This is a genomic window from Natronomonas halophila, from assembly GCF_013391085.1.
Classification (GTDB): Archaea; Halobacteriota; Halobacteria; order Halobacteriales; family Haloarculaceae; genus Natronomonas; species Natronomonas halophila.
Map to the genome: position 1 here is coordinate 291,687 of NZ_CP058334.1, position 16,675 is coordinate 308,361.

Genomic DNA, 16,675 nt, shown 5'->3' on the forward strand with positions numbered 1-16,675 from the left:
CCGGGGCACCAGCGTCAGTGGCGGACCGCTATTCGAGGACCCGGAAGTCGTTCTTCCCGCAGGTGCAGTTCGAATCGCCGAGCGCGCGGACCGTCCCACCGGCCCGTATCTCGACTGGGCGAATCGTTCCGCAGTCCTCACAGACTGCGATACCGCTCCGAGATTCGTTGCTGCTCGACATATCTGTACCATCGGACGCCCGGCTCTAAGAGGTGTGTTACCAATCGACAGTCGAAGTGTCCTGAAGATATAAGGGAGTTGCCGTAGCCGGCCCTTTCTCAGAGCCGCAACGACTTCTCGTAGTCGGTCAGATTCTCGTGGCCGTCCTCGGTGACGACGACGATGTCCTCGATGCGGACGCCGCCGACCTCGGGGTCGTAGAGGCCGGGTTCGACCGTGACGATGTGTCCGGCTTCGAGTTCGTTGTCCTGCTCGGAGACGCGCGGGAACTCGTGGATGTCGAGGCCGACGCCGTGGCCGGTGGTGTGGATGAAGCCGGTTTCGGTCGTCTCGTCGGCCCGCAGCGTCGGCAGGCCCGCATTCTCGTAGACGTCACAGACCGCGTCGTGGACCTCGCTGCCGGTGACGCCCGCCTCGATGGCGTCGAGGGCGGCTTCCTGTGCTTCAAGCGTCAGGTCGTACCACTCGTCGATGGTCTCCGAGGGTTCGCCGACGCAGAATGTTCGGGTCATGTCGGCGTAGTAGCCCGTCTCCTTCGAGCGCGGGAAGATGTCGATGATGATGGCCTCGTCGGCTTCCAGCGGCCCGGAGCCGCGGTCGTGGGGGTCGGCAGCATCGGCACCGCAGGCGACGATGGTCTCGTCGAGCGCACAGCCGTGCCGGAGGAGTTCGATTTCGATTTCCTGTTTGACCCGCTCGGAGGTCAGCGGGTCGCCCTCGTAGACGAGCGTGCCGTCATCGACGTCCGCCGCGGCGAGCAGTTCCTCGGCGCGGGCCATCGCCGCCTCGTTTGCCTTCTGGGCCTCGCGGATGTGTTCGACTTCCTCGTCGGTCTTGGTCGCGCGAATCGACTCGATGACGTCGTCGGTGTCGGCCTGTATTTCGACACCGAGATTGCGGAGGCCGTCGGCGACCCCAAGCGGGAAGTCGGCGGGCGCGGCCACCGACGACGCGTCGTGGGCATCGAGGAACGATTTGAGAGTCCGGTATTCGCCCTCAGGGCGGCCGTACTCGTCGATGTTGGCGCGGGCGTCGTACTCGGAGTGGCGTTCGACGCTTTCGGCGCGGGCGTTGCGCTTGGCGCGGCCGTACTCCAGCGCCGAGACGAGCAGGTGGTTTTCGCCGGTATAGAGCGTGACGAAGGGGTCCGGGGCGGTAAAGCCCGAGAGGTATCGCTGGTTTGAGTCCTCGCCGTCGGCCTTGATGAGGTAGCCGTCGACGTCCGCCTCGTCGAGATAGTCGTCGAGTTTCGAGAGGTCCGGGTCCATACCGACATCGCGGGGCGGCGTGGTAATAGGGATTGTCGTCGCCATCGGTAGCCTCTTTTCGCCGCCCGTCGACGGCCCGGTATGGACGTACACATCTCGCCGTCGACGGTACACGGGACGGCCCGAGCGCCGCCGTCGAAGAGCTACACGCACCGCGCCATCCTCGCGGCCGGCTACGCGGGCGGCGCCGTCGTCAGGAACCCGCTTTTCAGCGCCGATACACGCGCGACGATGCGTGCGGTCGAGGCCTACGGCGGCTCGACGACCGAACTCGATGACGGCGACCTCGAAGTCGTCGGCTTCGAGGGCGACCCGGAGACGCCGGCCGACGTCATCGACTGCGCCAACAGCGGAACCACGATGCGACTGACCGCGGCAACCGGCGCGCTCGTCGACGGCCTGACCGTGCTGACGGGCGATTCGTCGCTTCGCTCCCGCCCGCAAGGCCCACTTTTGGACGCGCTGAAACAACTCGGCGCTCGCGCGGAATCGACGCGCTCGAACGGCGAGGCGCCGCTAATCGTCGGCGAGGGTGTCGTCGGCAGCGAGGTGTCCATCCGCGGCGACGTCTCCTCACAGTACATCACCGCGCTGCTGATGGCCGGAGCAGTCACCGAGGAGGGCGTCGACGTTGACCTGACGACGGACCTCAAATCCGCGCCCTACGTCGACATCACGCTGGAGGTGCTGGAGGACTTCGGCATCGAGGCGGAGGTACTCGGTGGCGACGACTCCGAGATTCAAGCGGCCGGCGCCGACGGCTTCCGCGTGCCGGGCGGCCAGAGTTACGAACCCGATGACGGCGAGTATCACGTTCCCGGCGACTTCTCGTCGATGTCGTATCTGCTGGCGGCGGGTGCGCTGGCGGCCGAGGACGAACTCGTCGTCGAGAGCGCTTACCCGAGCGCGCAGGGTGATTCAGCCATCGTCGGCATCCTCGAAGACATGGGTGCCGCCATCGACTGGGACCGCGATAACGGCGTCATCACCGTCGCGCAGTCCGACCTGCAGGGCATCGAGGTCGGCGTCGCCGACACGCCGGACCTCCTGCCGACCATCGCCGCGCTGGGGGCCGTTGCCGAGGGAACGACCCGGATTACCGACTGCGAGCACGTCCGCTTAAAGGAGACCGACCGCGTGGCTGCGATGGCCTCGGAACTCGAAAAGATGGGCGTCGACGTCGAGGAGTACGAGGACGAACTCGTCGTCCACGGCGGCGGCCTCGAAGGGGCGACCGTCGAGGGCTACGAGGACCACCGCATCATCATGGCGCTGGCGACGGCCGCGCTGGTCGCCGACGGCGAGACGACAATCGAGGGCGCCGACCACGTCGACGTCTCCTTCCCCGATTTCTTCGAAGTGCTTTTCCACCTCGGTGCGGGCGTCGAGCGGTAAGGGCCGGAATCCCCCAACTCAGACTGTCCGGACGAACCGACGTAGGGTGGTCCCGTCTTCGGCCTTGAGTTCGACGACGAAGGTCGCTCCGTCCCTGGTTTCGGTCAGTTCGTCGCGCTGGATTTCGAACGCGTAGGGCGGGCCGTCGACTCGCTGGAGTCGCTCCCCGCCGGAACTGACGACTGCGTGGTCGAACCCGTTGGGCTCTTCGAGGGTGCAGGAGATGGTCTCCTCGCCGGACTCACAGACCAGGTCGGCGGTCACGTCACCGCCGCCGGAATCGGTGAGCCCCCCCGAGAATTCAAGCATCATGACGCCCGGCGTGAGGGTGCCGAGAACGACCACCAGTGCGATGAACACCGAGAGGTTGAGTTTGGAGCCGTTGCGGGCTATCCACCGTCGCACGCCGCCGTCGGCCGTCCGTCGGAGCCGGATAACGCCCGGGACGACGAGGAAGTGGGTCAGCGGCCCCCACGCGATGACGAGAAAGCCGTAGGCCATCACGTAGGTGAGGAAATCCCACTCGGGAACGTAGGAGTGAAGGACGTTCGCGCCGCTCCAGATGGCGAGGCCGAACATGACGAGGCCGCCGCTTTTCAGCCAGCGCCAGGCCGGCGTGTTGGCGTAGTAGACGCTCAGCAGGTCGCGCCACGCCTGACCGAGGATGCGGCGGGCACCCGACGTCGCGTGAGTGTGGAATCCGGAATCGGTCATCGGTTTGGAATCGTGTGGTGTGGTTCGAAGGCAGTTCGAGAGTCGGTCAGAGGCCGATGGCCCACAGTTCGGTGAGCAGGTACCAGTTGAGGACGTAACTGGCGACGAAGACGGCCATGAACACCAGACAGAGGGTGAAGGTCCCGCGCATGTCGTAGGCGTGGACAGGCTTGCCGCCGTCCGAGCGGAGGCCGCCCTCCGGCAGCAGGTCGTCGTTGTCGCCCTCGTTGATGCGGTCACCGAAGAGCAGCGACCCGACGGCGACCGCGACGAAGCAGACGCCGCCGAGAATCGCGAGGACGGCGAATATTCCGAACACCGCAAAAAGCGGCGTCGCGGCCGCGAGGCTGAAGTCGCTCCCGGGGATGTTCCGGACGACCTCGGCGGTCCGCCGCGGGACGCCGTAGAGGATGCCGGCGTACATCATCATTATCGTCGCGATACCCATCGCGCCAGCGTATGCGTAGGGCGTAAGCATCGCGAGGAAGCCCGAGACGAACTGACGCTGGAACATGGTCCGGACGACGAAGAAGACCAGCCCCATGAACGCCAGCGTCGTCCCGAGCGCGACGGTGGCGTGGAAGTGACCGACCGCGGCGAAGGTGTTGTGCCAGGTCATGTTGACCTGCATCTGACCCATCACGACGCCGGTGATGCCGCCGAGGAACCCGAAGAGGATGACGCTGAAGGTGATGGCGGCGAAGATGGGGTTCTTCCACGGCGCGGAGGTGAGCCAGCCGAAGAGGCCGCCGCCGAGGCCGCGCCGCCGCCGGCCGACCTCGATGCCGGCCGGGATGGCGAAGGCGTGAATCATGCTGGCGAAGGCGGCGCCGTAGAACGCATACGAGGTGTTCCAGATGCGCCAGTTGGCGGAGATGCCGGGGTCAACGAGCAGGTGGTGGGCCGCGCCCATGTTGATGAAGAACAGATAGAGGATGAAGGCCGACCGCGAGACCTTCTCGCTGACGACGACGGCCCCGCCGACGACGTGGGTTAGGAAGTACCAGACGGTAATCATCGCCACGAGGTTGATCTGCTGGGTGCCGTGACCCACAATCCAGTAGAGGTGTCGGTAGACGCCGGCATCGGCCGTCGCGATGAATTCGAGGCGCCACGCCAGCGCGTAGCCGAAGGCGGCGATGCCGCCCAGAATCGCCTCGACAGCGATGATACCTGTGACGAACGCGCCGAACGCGATGAGCGGCAGCGTCGCCTCGGGCCGGCCACGCTTTTCCTTCCAGATGGTGACGAAGAAGGGCAGCGCGGCGATGGTCGCGCCGACGAGGAAGAGGATGGCCATCCCGTAGAACAGCGAGGAGACCGGCAGCGGGACGTAGGCGGTCAAAAGCGGCGCCTGGTTCGGCGCTTCGGTCGTCCAGATGCTGTAGTTGACGCCGATTGCGCTCACGACCATCGTCACCCACCCGGCGGCCGCGACCTTGGTCCACGGGAGCCGTCGCCCGAGAATCATCGGGCCGCCCACGTAGAGGATGGCGATTTCCATGAACACCATCCAGAAGATGAGCAGGTTCCACGCGTGCATGCTGAGGTGGGTGTAGTAACTGCTGGGTTCCAGCAGGCCGACCAGTTCCCACCGCGTCATCGCGACGTTAAAGGCGAAGATACCGCCGACGACGAGCGCGATGACGGCGGTCAGGCCGAAGAGTTTGACGTACTTCTCGGCCGAGCGGTGGATGTCGAGGCCGGTCACCGAACACGTCCGGAAGCCGTCGGGGCCGTAGTCGTTCTCGAAGAGGTCGGTGATTCGCGCCAGCATGTTAGCCCTCCTCCACGACGAGCGTGCCGTGCATCGTTCGGTGGCCCTCTCCACAGAACTCGTTGCAGATGACGTGGTACGTGTCGGGTTCGTCGAAGGTCATCGGTATCACCCACTCCGTGTCGGGGTAGACCTGCAGGTTGATCTGCTGGCTCAGGGTTCCTTCGGGCCGTATCGAGAAGCCGTGCTGGACGTCGTAGGAACCGATGTGGAAGTCGTATTCTTTCCCGGTTTCGAGGACGACCGGCAGGCCGTCCCAGAGGTATCGCATCGCGCCGATGTAGACGTCGTCGCCCGGCGGGACGAGGCCGCGGTCGGTATCCTCGGCGGCGTTCTTGTACTCGGAGACGCGCTGGCGGTACTCCTCGGAACTGACGTCGTAGGTCGTGCCGGTCGGGTTCTGGTCGCCGAACTCGGTGAAGCCGCGCATCCAGCTGAAGATACCGATAGACCAGATGCCGGCGATGCCGAGCCACATCGACTCGCGGCGGCTCACTGGTTCGTCCCACCAGTTGCCTTCGGGGGGTTCTGTCGGTGATGTCATGGAATCACCTCGGCGTGGCCGCGAGGATATCGAGCAGGCCCCATCCGACGTAGGAAAGTAGGAAGAACACGAACGCCGCCGCGGCGAGGAGCCAGATACGGTTGTAGAGTCGTTGCATGAAGGGCGCCGAATCGGTATCAGTTGCTGTCTCTGGCATGGTCACATATGAGCGATTTGACCGATGGGTCAATGGTGATTCTCGCGTACATGTTCGGGATTCGACCGCCGAACGCCTCTCCCGGCCGGGTTAGACCAGGACAGTCTCGACGAGTATCGCGACGAGCAGAAGCCCGAGGAAGGCGTTCGAGGCGTGGAAACTCCGCATCGTCGCCGAATAGGTTGGCTCGCGGTACTGCCACACGATACTGACGAGGAAGACGGCCGCTCCGACGACGACGGCAGCGGCGTAGACGATGCCGAGGCCAGCGACCGCGCCGAGGCCGGCCGCGGTCAACAGCGTCGCACCCAGCGCGTAGCCGATGCGTCGACGCGCCGGGGCGACGCCGTGGACGACGGGCACCATCGGGTACGAGGCGGCGCCGTAGTCGTCCCGGTGGGCGATGCCGAGGTTGTAGAAGTGACTCGGCGTCCAGAAGACGACGACAGCAGCCAAGAGGAGCGCAGGAATCCCGATACCGCCCGTGACGGCAGCCCAGCCGATGACGGCCGGAAGCGCGCCCGACCCGCCGCCGATGGCGATGCTCCAGGTCGTGTTCGGCTTCAGGAGGACCGTGTAGACGACACTGTAATAGAGTATGGCGGCGACAGTCAGGCCGGCCGCGAGGGGGTTCACGAACGCGAGCATGACCGCGATAGAGGCGGCGGCGAGGCCGAGGCCGAAGCAGGCCGCACCGCGCGGCGTCACCCGACCCGAGACGAGCGGGCGGTCATCGGTCCGACCCATCCGCTTGTCACGGTCGCGCTCGTAGAGGTGGTTGAACGTCCCCGAGGCGCCGACCGCGAGGATGCCGCCGCCGAGCGTCGCGGCGACGGTCGTCCCGTCGAGACGGGCGCCGGTCGCAGCGGCCAGACCCATCCCGCCGAGCGCGAGCAGACAGAGCAGCCACATGAGCCGCGGTTTCGTCAGGGCGAGATACGCTCTGACCGTCGCTACGATACCGTCCCGTGGCGGCGTCGACGTGGAATCCGCCTCCGCCCCCGAATCCGACCGGCCGGGGCGTTCTATCGAATCGGCACGCTGGTCGGTATCGAGGTGTCCGATGAGGGCCACGAGCAGCGACGCGAAGATGACCATCGCGAGCAGGAGATGTGTAGATGCGAGCGGAACGCCCGCGTAGGTGGCCGCACCGACGCCGGCCTGCAGGGGGTAGAGCAGGCCCGCAACGGCGACGGAAGCCCGGACCTGTCGCGAGGCCGTCGCGTGCCACACGCGCCAGACGACGAACGCGAGGGCGGCGCCGACCGCCACCGCGAGCAGGTGGTGAAGCGTCGCCACGGTCGTCGACGATTCCAGCGCCGCCGTCGTCGCCCCGAGGACGACGAGGGCGTAGGTACCGACGGTCGTCGCCGTAAGGGCGTTCGTGAATCGCGGCCTCGACATGCACGGAACGACGGCCCGGCGAAACAGGCCAGTTTCCCGGAACATGTTCGGATGTCGAGTATCCGGCGCGGAGTCGAGACCACGTAGCTATCGGTACTGTAGGGCGCGGCCTAATTTATAAGGGAAAACGTTCAGGTGGGGAGGTGCGGAAGGGTGAGATGCGTTGGTTCGACAGCCCTCAACCGACGCGATTGCTGGTCCACCTGGGAACACCTGGTATCCCTGTTCCCACTTTCCGAACGACCGCCCCGAGTAGCCTCGGGACCGCTATACGTCGTTGCCGAAGCCGTGTGCGCCGTTGCGGCCCTTCGTCGTCTCGTTTACTTCCATGAACTCCGCGTTCTCCCGGGCGGTCTGCAGGTCGTGGGCGCCCGCATACGAGAACCCGGAGCGAATGCCGGCCGCGAACTCGTCCAGTCGCGGGGCGACGGGGCCGGTGTATTCGGTCAGCGACTCGACGCCCTCGTCGGCCTCGATGTCGGCCTCCTTGTCCTCGCGGTCCTCGGCGGCCGCCGCCGTCGACATCCCACGGGAGCGCTTGTACTCCTTGCCGTCGACCTCGACGACTTCGCCGGGGGCCTCCTCACAGCCGGCGAAGAAGCCGCCCATCATGACCGCGTCGGCGCCGCCGAGCAGCGCCTTGACGGCGTCCCCGGAGGTCCGGATACCACCGTCGGCGATGACGGTGACGTCGTGCTTCTGCGCCTCGGCCGCACAGCGTTCGACGGCCGTGAACTGCGGCACGCCGAAGCCGGTGACCTCGCGGGTGGTACAGTGGGAGCCGGGGCCGACGCCGACCTTGATGCAGTCGGCGCCGGCGGCCGCGAGGTCCTCGACGCCCTGCCGGGTCACGACGTTACCCGAACACAGCGGCGTCTCGGGGAACGCTTCGGCGAGTTCCGCGGTCGCCTCGATGGTCCGTTCCATGTGGCCGTGGGCGACGTCGAGGACGACCATGTCGACGCCCGCCTCGACGAGCGCGCGTGCTCGCTCGACGTAGTCCTCGGCGATACCGACCGCGGCGGCGACCTGCAGGCCCTCGTCGGCGACCGACGCGACCATCTCGGCCTGCCGGTCGACCGAGAGGAAGCGGTGGAGGACCCCGAGGCCGCCCCGTTGAGCGACCCCGCGGGCCATCGCCGTTTCGGTGACGCTGTCCATCGCAGCGGTCGTCACCGGAACGGCGAGTTCGAGTCCGTCCGCCAGTTCCGTCGAGAGGTCGACGTCGCTACGGCTGTCGACCGGCGACCGCTGGGGTACGAGCAACACGTCGTCATACGAGAGTCCCGTTTCGTAGGGCATACGCAAACCTTCCAAGCATAACTCATCGTCACGTATAAGCACATCGGAACGGCGAACTCGTGAGGCCCGCCTTGCGCCATTGAAAAGTCTAAACCCCCGGCGTCCCGAGGGTCCGTCAATGAACGGCAACCGCTTCGGTCGGCTCTTTCAGGTGACCACGTTCGGCGAGAGCCACGGCGACGCGATGGGCGTCACCGTCTCCGGCTGTCCCGCCGGCGTCGAACTCGACGAGGAGGCCATCCAGTACGAACTCGACCGCCGGAAACCCGGCCAATCGAAAATAACGACCAGCCGCGGCGAACCCGACGAGGTGACCATCAACTCCGGCACGCTGGAGGGCTACACCACCGGCACCCCTATCGGGATGGTCATCCAGAACAAGGACGCCCGCTCGGGCAAGTACGAACCCTTCATTACCGCCCCCCGACCGTCCCACGGCGACTTCACCTACTCGGCGAAGTTCGGCACGCGCAACTGGGGCGGCGGTGGCCGCTCCTCTGCTCGCGAGACGGTCAACTGGGTCGCGGCCGGCGCCATCGCAAAGCAGGTCCTCGAACAGTCCGACCACGACGTCCAGATTAAGGCCCACGTCAACCAGATCGGTGATATCGAGGCCCCGGACATCTCCTTCGAGGAGATGCTCGAACACAGCGAGGACAACGAGGTCCGGTGTGCCCACCCCGAAACCGCCGAGAAGATGCGCGAGCGAATCGACGAGTATCAGGAAGCCGGCGACTCCATCGGTGGCTCCATCGAGTTCGAGGTTCGCGGCGTCCCGCGCGGTCTCGGCGCCCCGCGGTTCGATTCCTTCGAGGCCCGCCTCGGCAAGGCCATGATGTCCGTCCCTGCGACGACGGCCTTCGAGTTCGGTCTCGGAAAGGAAGCCCGCACCTACACGGGCAAGAACCGTAACGACGAGTGGACCTTCTACGAGGGCGACCGCGACGACGTCGTTGCCGAAGAAGGCGACCCCATCCCCGTCGAGAACGACCACGGCGGCCTGCAGGGCGGTATCACGACCGGCCTGCCCATCTACGGCGAGGTGACGCTGCACGCGCCGACCTCGATTCCGAAAGCCCAGCAGACGGCCGACTGGGAGACGGGCGAAATCGTCGACGACGCGAAAGTCATCGGCCGCCACGACCCCGTACTGCCGCCGCGCGGCGTCCCCGTCGTCGAGGCGATGCTCTATCTGACCGTGCTGGACTTCATGCTCCTCGGTGGTCGCATCAACCCCGAGCGAATCGACGACCAGCCCGGCGAGTACGACACCGACTACCACCCGTCGAACCCGCAAAACGAGTAGATTTGTTACTCCCGTAATGGGTCTTCGCCCGTTACGTGGAACGTCTCTCCGTCGTATTCGACGGTCGTTTCGAGGCTGTCGTAGCCGGTTGTGTGGCCGACGACGTGGCGGTCCGCCCGGAGCGTAATCCGTTCGACGCCCTCCGTGAACAGCGGCAGGGTGTTCCGATAGCCTCGCATCGGCTGACGGAAGAGCTGTTCGGGGATGAGCCGTCGGTCCGCGTCGGTGCCCTCGGCCCGCTCGAAGACGATTTCGGCCTGCGGGGGATGTTCGTCGTCGTTCCACTCCGGCATCGTCACGACGAGGTCCGCCCCATCCCGTTCGATAGTCACGTCGTCGTCCGGTTGCGGGGAGACGGCCGGTGCATCGAGGTCGAAGAGCGCGGCCTGTGTTTCCTCGTCGCGGCTGTGCCCGACGCGGTAGGCGTACCGCCCGCCGCCGAGATAGCCGGCACTGCGCCCCTCGTCGCAGGCCATCGCATCACCGTGGAACAGGGACAACTCCGAACGGTTGGTTTCGCCCGGCTGAACGTTCGAAAGCGGCTGCGGAATCCCCCATGGGTCGATACGGAACCATTCGCCGTCGACGAGTTTGAACAGCGTCCAGTCGTAGGGGTTGCCCGACAGCCGCTCGTAACTCCGGTTTCGGAGTTCGAATTCGATGCAGGCGGGCGCCTCGACGCGCTCGGTGGAGGGCTGAAGGTAGACGGCCGTCGAGGCGTCGGCCTCGTGATACCACGCCGTCGACTCGCCGTGGGGCAGTTCGGGAACCTCCGTGCCCGCGTGTGCCGAGTCCTCGGCCGGCCCCGGCGATTCGGTGTCCCACACCGAGATGGTGAATCCCTCTCCCTGGTAGCGGAACCTGTATTCGCCGACACCGAGCGGTTCGTTGCTCGTATCGTCACTTCCGACGAGGTAGTACTCGCCGAGGATGGCCTCGTCGGGCGCGAGCGTGACCGTCTCGGGAAGCCACTCCCGGCCCGAACTCGCCAGTCGCCAGTAGCCCGCATCGTCCTGGGCGACTCCGGGCACCGATTCGACGAGGTCGTGGTTTTCCGTCGGTGCGAGATACGCCGTCCCACCCCGCTCCCCGTCTTCGGTCTCTCGGTGCGTGCTCGGCGAGTCCCAAAAACCCGGAATCCGGCGCAGGTGGAACGTCTGCTCGAAGCCGTTGTGGTTCCGAACGAGCGCGTGGACGACCGCGGGCGAGTCGTCGGTCGCCGGTTCGGAGATGCCGTAGGTCGTCCTGACGCGGTCGTTGATGGTCCGGGCCCCGAACACCGCGACCGTCAGCGGGACGTTCTCGAAATCGACCACGCGGCGCTCACGGAGGTCCTCCGCCGAAACCGACGGCTCCTCGGACGGGTCAGGCGATTCCGTCGGCGTCTCGGTCGGGCCATCGGTCGGCGTGTCGGTGGTCGGTGTACTTCGCCCGCTGTTGTCGAACGTACAGCCGCTGAAGAGGGCGATTCCCGTCGTCGCGAGGAATCCACGGCGGTTCATATTCCGAGTACGCCCCCGCCTAAGAATAAGTCTCGTGGACGGTCAAACGGGCGTTTGATACATCGGTCGCGCCGCTGGCCGGGGATTCACGAGAGAATACGGTGGGACTGGGATTTGAACCCAGGAACCCCTTCCGGGGACCGGTTTTCAAGACCGGCGCAATGGGCCGCTCTGCCATCCCACCATATGTCGGAGTTCTCGTCGGTCGTTGTAAGACTTATCGGTCCTCTACCGACATCTGTATTCCAGACTGATACCGCTCTGGTTTGAATCGGTTCATACTCATTCCCCTGCTGTAGCGAGGGATTCTGAGAGGCGGTATTCCGAGGCGTCGTTTTGTCTTTGGTTAGCCTCTCCGTCTAACCGTAGCGTCATTTCTCGGGAGGGAGCATCTTCAATCGGAATAAAATAGAGGGCATCAGTCTCCGGTTGTCTGATGAGAAACGCATCGATTTCTCCATCATAACTCCGGTTTGCATGATGGCCGGAAGTATTGTACTCCGTACTACACGCTTTAAAAACCAGAGCACCATCATCGGTCATCCAACCAGTCTTACACTGGATACGGAGCAAATCATTCCCAGTGTCAACAATCAAATCATATCGAGAAGTCTCCCCGACCGGCGTCGAGACAGTGAACCCCATCCTCTTCAACTCTGCAACTGCTATCGCTTCCGTAATATCTCCCCTCTGTTTTGTGTTCACACCCCAGATATTTACCCCGAAATATTATTAAATTATCCTCAACTAATCACCGAACAATCGACAACCCCTCGTCGTCGGCTTCCACGACGAGGTCCGATTCGGCCGCCCACTCGGCGAAGTGTTTCGGAACGATTCCGGTTGCCTTCCGGCGCGTTCGGACCTGCGTCAGCGCGTCCGCCAAGTCCGCACCCGTCTCGACGTACGTCTTCTGCTGTTCGAATTCGACGTCCAGACCCGCGTCGAGACACCGGTCGACGACCGTTTCGAGGGCCGGCGGCGCGAAGCAGTCGGTGAAGTCGATGGCCTCGCCGAAGGCCGCATAGTAGACGCGACCGCCCGGCGACGGCGCGACGACGGCGTCCGTGCTCCGGAGTTTCATCGCCCCTTCGTCGATTTCCGTTCGGGCGAGAAACGCAGCCTCGGGGCGGGTGATACCGACCGAACTGGCCTCCTCGTTTTCCAGCAGGTGCGTCGCCGTATTGCCGACGCGTCCCGCGAACGTCTCGCCGACCTGCACCTCGAAGCGCGCCTCCTCCATATCGACGATATCCTCGATGACGGTTCGGATTTCGGCCTCGCTGTCCTCGACTGCGACGTCGAGGTCATCCTCGCTCCGGTAGTTCACGAGCAACTCGCCGCCGCTTTTCTCGACGGCCGTGACGGTATCCCTCAGAAGCGCCTTATATAACTCGACGGCTTCGGTCTCCGAGACCGGTGTGGTCTCCACGAGTTCATCGAGTACCTGACCGGGTTTCGGCGGGTCACAGAGGACGGCGACGGTGGTCATACCGACATAACTCGCGGCAACGTCTTGAGTTTTATAATCCCACCCTCGGACACTCACCTATGGACTGGACGAAACCGGTGTCGTTCCTGTTTGCCCTGCTCGTCGCCGCCATTGCGGTCGGCGGGGTCGTCGAACTGCTCCGAACAACGCTCGTAGGTGAGTACGTCACCGCCTCCGTCGCCACCCTCGTGGTCGTCGGCATCATGCTGGTGGCCACCATCTTCGTCGGCGCGAAAAACCGCCAGTGGCTGGCGAATCCCGAGTCCTACTTCTGACGAACTTTTTGCACGGGTCGGCTTCGCCGACCCGGCAAAAACTTCGATGAAAAAGACACGGCGCCCCTCCCGATGGTCGGGGCTTGGTCCCGCGCCTCGCTACGCTCGGCGCGGTGAACCGCGAGCGCTTCGCGCTCGCGGACATGTCCACTAGTTCTGTCCCACCAGTCTACACAAGAACTTCTCTACAACAGTTTAGCAAGAATTCAGGTTAGTATCCGCCGAGCGGGGCGTTTGAAAAACGCCCCCGAGGCGGTTCCCGGCGCCGAACGAAGTGAGGCGCCGTAGCGACGAGTGACCACCGCACGCCGTCAGGCGTGCGACGGGAACGAGTCGCGCATATTTTCACCACGTTTTTGCCGCGGAGCCGGGTCGCGCCCCGTAGCGGGCGCGACCGGCGGAGCGTGCAAAAAGTGGCTAGAGTTCGTCCGCGATTTCGTCGGCGTCGATGTCGGCTTCTTCGAGGGCTTCCTCGATGTCGACGTCCTCGGGGGCGCCGCCGGCTCCGCCCATGCCGCCCATCATACCGCCCATGCCCATTCCCATGCCGGAGCCATCGAGGACTTCCTCGATGACGATGCGGTCGATGCTGGTCAGGTCGATGACCTGCTGTGCAATCTGCTGTTTCTGCATCATCCACTGCTGGTTCATCGCCAGCTGGGGCGTGGATTCGACGTAGAGGGTTTCCTTCTCGACCGTCTCGGTGATGGTCTCGGGTTCGGCGTCCTCGTCGTCGTCCTCGTCGGGTTCTTCGACGCGAGTTTCCTCGACCTCGTCGGTCTCGACCCACATCTCGAGGTCGACGTCGAGGAACATACCGAGCAGGCCTTTGGCCTTCTCGAGGTCGTCCTCGACCTGTTCGAGGATTTCGTAGTCGTATTCGATGTCCTCGCCGGCCAGCGGGTGGTTGAAGTCCACGCGTGCGCGGCCGCCGATGATGGTCTCGAGGACGCCCTGTTCGCCCTCGATCTGGACGCGGGCGCCGGGGTAGCGGTCGTCCTCGTCGATCTTGTCGGCGGAGACGGTGCGGACCTGCTCTTCGTCGTACTCGCCGAAGGCGTCCTCACCGGAGACGACGACGCTGCCCTCGTCGCCGACGTCCTTGCCGCGGATGTCGTCTTCGACCTGGGGGAAGAGGTGGCCCTCGCCCAGCACGATGACGCGGGGTTCGAAGGTACCCTGGTCGGCGACGCCTTCCTCTTCGGCGACCTCTTCGTCGGTCGTGTCGACGAGTTGGTCGTCCTCGACGGTGCGGGCGGTGTAGGCGAGACGGATGAAGTCGCCGTCCTGCAGGCCCTCGGCTTCCGCTTCGGCCTCGACGTCCTGCTCCTCGGTCTCGGTTTCGGTCACTTCTTCGGCGGCATCCTCGGCCGCGTCGTCGGTCTCCTCGACCTCATCGGGTTCATCACTCATACTGTGAACGTCAGTCGTCGCACCCTTAACAATCACGTTTCCCGTTCGGCGAGCCACGGCGCTTTTACTCGTGCCGAGCGACGGAGCGGGTATGTATGAAGTCGAACTGAAAGTGCGGGCCGACCACGAGCCCGTCCGCGAGCGGTTGGCGGAACTCGATGCCGAACCACAGGGCATCGTCGAGCAGGTCGACACCTACTACGACCACCCGGTCCGGGATTTCGCCGAAACCGACGAGGCCCTGCGCATCCGCCGAGAGACCTACGAGGACGAGTCGACCGCTCGGGTAACGTATAAAGGTCCGCTGGTCGAGGAAGCCTCGAAGACCCGCGAGGAGTGGGAGACGGGCGTCGACGACGGCGAGACGATGGCGAGCATCCTCGACGAACTCGGCTTTGCGCCGGCCGCGACCGTCGAGAAGATTCGTGAGCGGTTCAGTTGTGACGGCTACACGGTAACGCTGGACAACGTTGCCGGCCTCGGCGAGTACGTCGAAGTCGAAACGGAAGCCGAAGAGGAATCCATCGACTCCGCACGCGAGGGCGCGATTCGACTACTTCAGGACCTCGGCCTCGACGCCGACGAACAGGTCCGGACCTCCTATCTCGGCCTGCTGCTCGACGAGAGCGCGTAGATATACCTACTGGTAATTAGTGTTGTGCGTTTGGTTTCCGTAAGTTATAGAACCGCCCGAGAGGTACGATGGTGTAATGAGCGAGCGAAACATTCGCGTCGAGCCGGTCGACGGCCGCGCGGTCGAAGACCAGGAAGTCGAAATCGTCGAGCGGAAGGGCCTCGGGCATCCGGACTCCATCTGTGACGGCATCGCCGAACACGTCTCGCAGGCGCTGGCCCGCGCCTATCTGGACCGTGTCGGCAAGGTACTTCACTACAACACCGACGAGACGCAACTGGTCGCCGGCTCCGCCGCGCCGGCCTTCGAGGGCGGCGAAGTCATCGAACCTATCTATCTGCTTATCACCGGCCGCGCGACAAAGGAGTATCAGGACCAGCGGATTCCGGCCGAAACCATCGCGCTTCGGGCCGCCCGCGAGTACTTCGCCGAACACTTCCCGCTTCTCGATTTCGGCACCGACATCATCGTCGACGTCAAGCTTGGCGAGGGCTCCGGCGACCTCCAAGAGGTCTTCAGCGAGGACGGCGCGCAGGTCCCGATGGCCAACGACACCTCCTTCGGCGTCGGCCACGCGCCGCTGACCGAAACCGAGAAAATCGTTCTCGAGGCCGAAAAACAGCTCAACGGCCACTACAGCGACGACAACCCCGTCGTCGGTCAGGACATCAAGGTCATGGGCAAACGCGAGGGCGACGACATCGACGTGACAATCGCCGTTGCGATGGTCGACCGGTACATCGAGGATATCGACGATTACGACGACGCCGTCCGCGACGTCCGTGAATTCGTCGAGGAACTCGCGACCCGCTTTACGGACCGCTCGGTCAACGTCCACGTCAACACCGCCGACGACTACGAGGAGGGCTCTATCTACCTGACGACGACCGGCACCTCCGCCGAACAGGGCGACGACGGCTCCGTTGGCCGCGGCAACCGCGCCAACGGCCTCATCACGCCGAACCGCTCGATGTCGATGGAGGCCACCTCCGGGAAGAACCCCGTCAACCACATCGGGAAAATCTACAACCTCCTGTCGACGGACATCGCCGAAACCGTCGTCGACGAAGTCGACGGGATTCGAGAGATTCGTATCCGTCTGCTCTCCCAGATCGGCCAGCCCATCGACCGCCCCCACGTCGCCGACGCCAGCCTCGTCACCGAGGACGGCGTCGAAGTCAGCGACATCGAAGACGAGGTCAGCGACATCATCGACCGCGAACTCGGCGACGTCTCCTCGATTACCGAGCGCGTCATCGACGGCGAGCTAACGACGTTCTGAACGGGCGGCGAGACGGTGGGGCCGGTGGGC

General features: G+C 64.7%; 17 protein-coding genes and 1 tRNA gene. 5 read left to right on the forward strand and 13 right to left on the reverse strand.

All coding sequences use genetic code 11. From position 1 onward, the window contains the following. Positions 1 to 28 precede the first annotated feature (28 nt). Together HWV23_RS01470 and HWV23_RS01475 are read right to left on the reverse strand one after the other, a co-directional pair. Positions 29 to 181 carry a hypothetical protein gene (locus tag HWV23_RS01470; protein ID WP_178288699.1) on the reverse strand — a complete coding sequence of 51 codons (153 nt, stop codon included), beginning with the start codon at positions 179 to 181 and terminating at the stop codon, positions 29 to 31. 97 nt (positions 182 to 278) lie between these two features. Continuing rightward, entirely contained in the window at positions 279 to 1,448 is a 1,170-nt protein-coding gene (locus tag HWV23_RS01475; protein ID WP_178288700.1) for a M24 family metallopeptidase, read from the reverse strand. An 81-nt stretch (positions 1,449 to 1,529) separates the two neighbouring features. Here HWV23_RS01475 and aroA point away from each other — a divergent pair, with 81 nt between their 5' ends. Further along, positions 1,530 to 2,843, forward strand: a complete 1,314-nt coding sequence (gene aroA, locus HWV23_RS01480; protein WP_178288701.1) for a 3-phosphoshikimate 1-carboxyvinyltransferase — start codon at positions 1,530 to 1,532, stop codon at positions 2,841 to 2,843. Positions 2,844 to 2,861: 18 nt separating this feature from the next. Here the strand turns inward: aroA and HWV23_RS01485 are convergent, their stop codons facing one another. The 6 genes from HWV23_RS01485 to HWV23_RS01510 form a co-directional block, all read right to left on the reverse strand. Further along, on the reverse strand, positions 2,862 to 3,557 hold the full coding sequence (locus HWV23_RS01485) for a hypothetical protein (protein WP_178288702.1): 696 nt from the start codon (positions 3,555 to 3,557) through the stop codon (positions 2,862 to 2,864). Positions 3,558 to 3,603: 46 nt separating this feature from the next. Next, a complete protein-coding gene (locus HWV23_RS01490) occupies positions 3,604 to 5,334 on the reverse strand; it encodes a cytochrome c oxidase subunit I (protein ID WP_178288703.1) in 1,731 nt (576 codons plus the stop codon). A gap of 1 nt (position 5,335) precedes the next feature. After that, entirely contained in the window at positions 5,336 to 5,878 is a 543-nt protein-coding gene (locus HWV23_RS01495; RefSeq protein WP_178288704.1) for a cupredoxin domain-containing protein, read from the reverse strand. Between the two features lie 4 nt (positions 5,879 to 5,882). Beyond that, positions 5,883 to 6,035 (reverse strand): hypothetical protein, encoded by a 153-nt coding sequence (locus HWV23_RS01500; RefSeq protein ID WP_178288247.1) that lies wholly within the window; start codon positions 6,033 to 6,035, stop codon positions 5,883 to 5,885. Positions 6,036 to 6,125: 90 nt separating this feature from the next. Beyond that, complete coding sequence (cyoE, locus tag HWV23_RS01505; protein ID WP_211693299.1) at positions 6,126 to 7,439, reverse strand: heme o synthase; 1,314 nt, start codon at positions 7,437 to 7,439, stop codon at positions 6,126 to 6,128. A 267-nt stretch (positions 7,440 to 7,706) separates the two neighbouring features. Then, on the reverse strand, positions 7,707 to 8,741 hold the full coding sequence (locus tag HWV23_RS01510; protein WP_178288706.1) for a guanosine monophosphate reductase: 1,035 nt from the start codon (positions 8,739 to 8,741) through the stop codon (positions 7,707 to 7,709). A gap of 118 nt (positions 8,742 to 8,859) precedes the next feature. Between HWV23_RS01510 and aroC the strand changes: the two genes are divergently transcribed. Further along, entirely contained in the window at positions 8,860 to 10,047 is a 1,188-nt protein-coding gene (gene aroC, locus HWV23_RS01515) for a chorismate synthase (protein ID WP_178288707.1), read from the forward strand. Positions 10,048 to 10,052: 5 nt separating this feature from the next. On the opposite strand, the gene HWV23_RS01520 is transcribed toward aroC, so the two are convergent. From HWV23_RS01520 to HWV23_RS01535, 4 genes are all read right to left on the reverse strand, one after another. Beyond that, a complete protein-coding gene (locus HWV23_RS01520; protein WP_178288708.1) occupies positions 10,053 to 11,549 on the reverse strand; it encodes a hypothetical protein in 1,497 nt (498 codons plus the stop codon). A gap of 99 nt (positions 11,550 to 11,648) precedes the next feature. After that, a tRNA-Ser gene (locus tag HWV23_RS01525) sits at positions 11,649 to 11,733 on the reverse strand. A 98-nt stretch (positions 11,734 to 11,831) separates the two neighbouring features. Continuing rightward, positions 11,832 to 12,254 carry a group I intron-associated PD-(D/E)XK endonuclease gene (locus HWV23_RS01530; protein ID WP_178288709.1) on the reverse strand — a complete coding sequence of 141 codons (423 nt, stop codon included), beginning with the start codon at positions 12,252 to 12,254 and terminating at the stop codon, positions 11,832 to 11,834. Between the two features lie 46 nt (positions 12,255 to 12,300). Then, on the reverse strand, positions 12,301 to 13,041 hold the full coding sequence (locus HWV23_RS01535) for a hypothetical protein (RefSeq protein WP_178288710.1): 741 nt from the start codon (positions 13,039 to 13,041) through the stop codon (positions 12,301 to 12,303). A gap of 59 nt (positions 13,042 to 13,100) precedes the next feature. Between HWV23_RS01535 and HWV23_RS01540 the strand changes: the two genes are divergently transcribed. Continuing rightward, positions 13,101 to 13,316, forward strand: coding sequence for a hypothetical protein (locus HWV23_RS01540; RefSeq protein ID WP_178288711.1), 216 nt, complete (start codon positions 13,101 to 13,103; stop codon positions 13,314 to 13,316). Positions 13,317 to 13,733: 417 nt separating this feature from the next. Here HWV23_RS01540 and HWV23_RS01545 read toward each other — a convergent pair whose 3' ends face one another. Next, positions 13,734 to 14,729 (reverse strand): FKBP-type peptidyl-prolyl cis-trans isomerase, encoded by a 996-nt coding sequence (locus HWV23_RS01545; protein ID WP_178288712.1) that lies wholly within the window; start codon positions 14,727 to 14,729, stop codon positions 13,734 to 13,736. Between the two features lie 91 nt (positions 14,730 to 14,820). Here HWV23_RS01545 and cyaB point away from each other — a divergent pair, with 91 nt between their 5' ends. Beyond that, on the forward strand, positions 14,821 to 15,363 hold the full coding sequence (cyaB, locus tag HWV23_RS01550; RefSeq protein ID WP_178288713.1) for a class IV adenylate cyclase: 543 nt from the start codon (positions 14,821 to 14,823) through the stop codon (positions 15,361 to 15,363). Positions 15,364 to 15,439: 76 nt separating this feature from the next. After that, positions 15,440 to 16,645, forward strand: coding sequence for a methionine adenosyltransferase (locus tag HWV23_RS01555; protein WP_178288714.1), 1,206 nt, complete (start codon positions 15,440 to 15,442; stop codon positions 16,643 to 16,645). Positions 16,646 to 16,675: the final 30 nt, after the last annotated feature.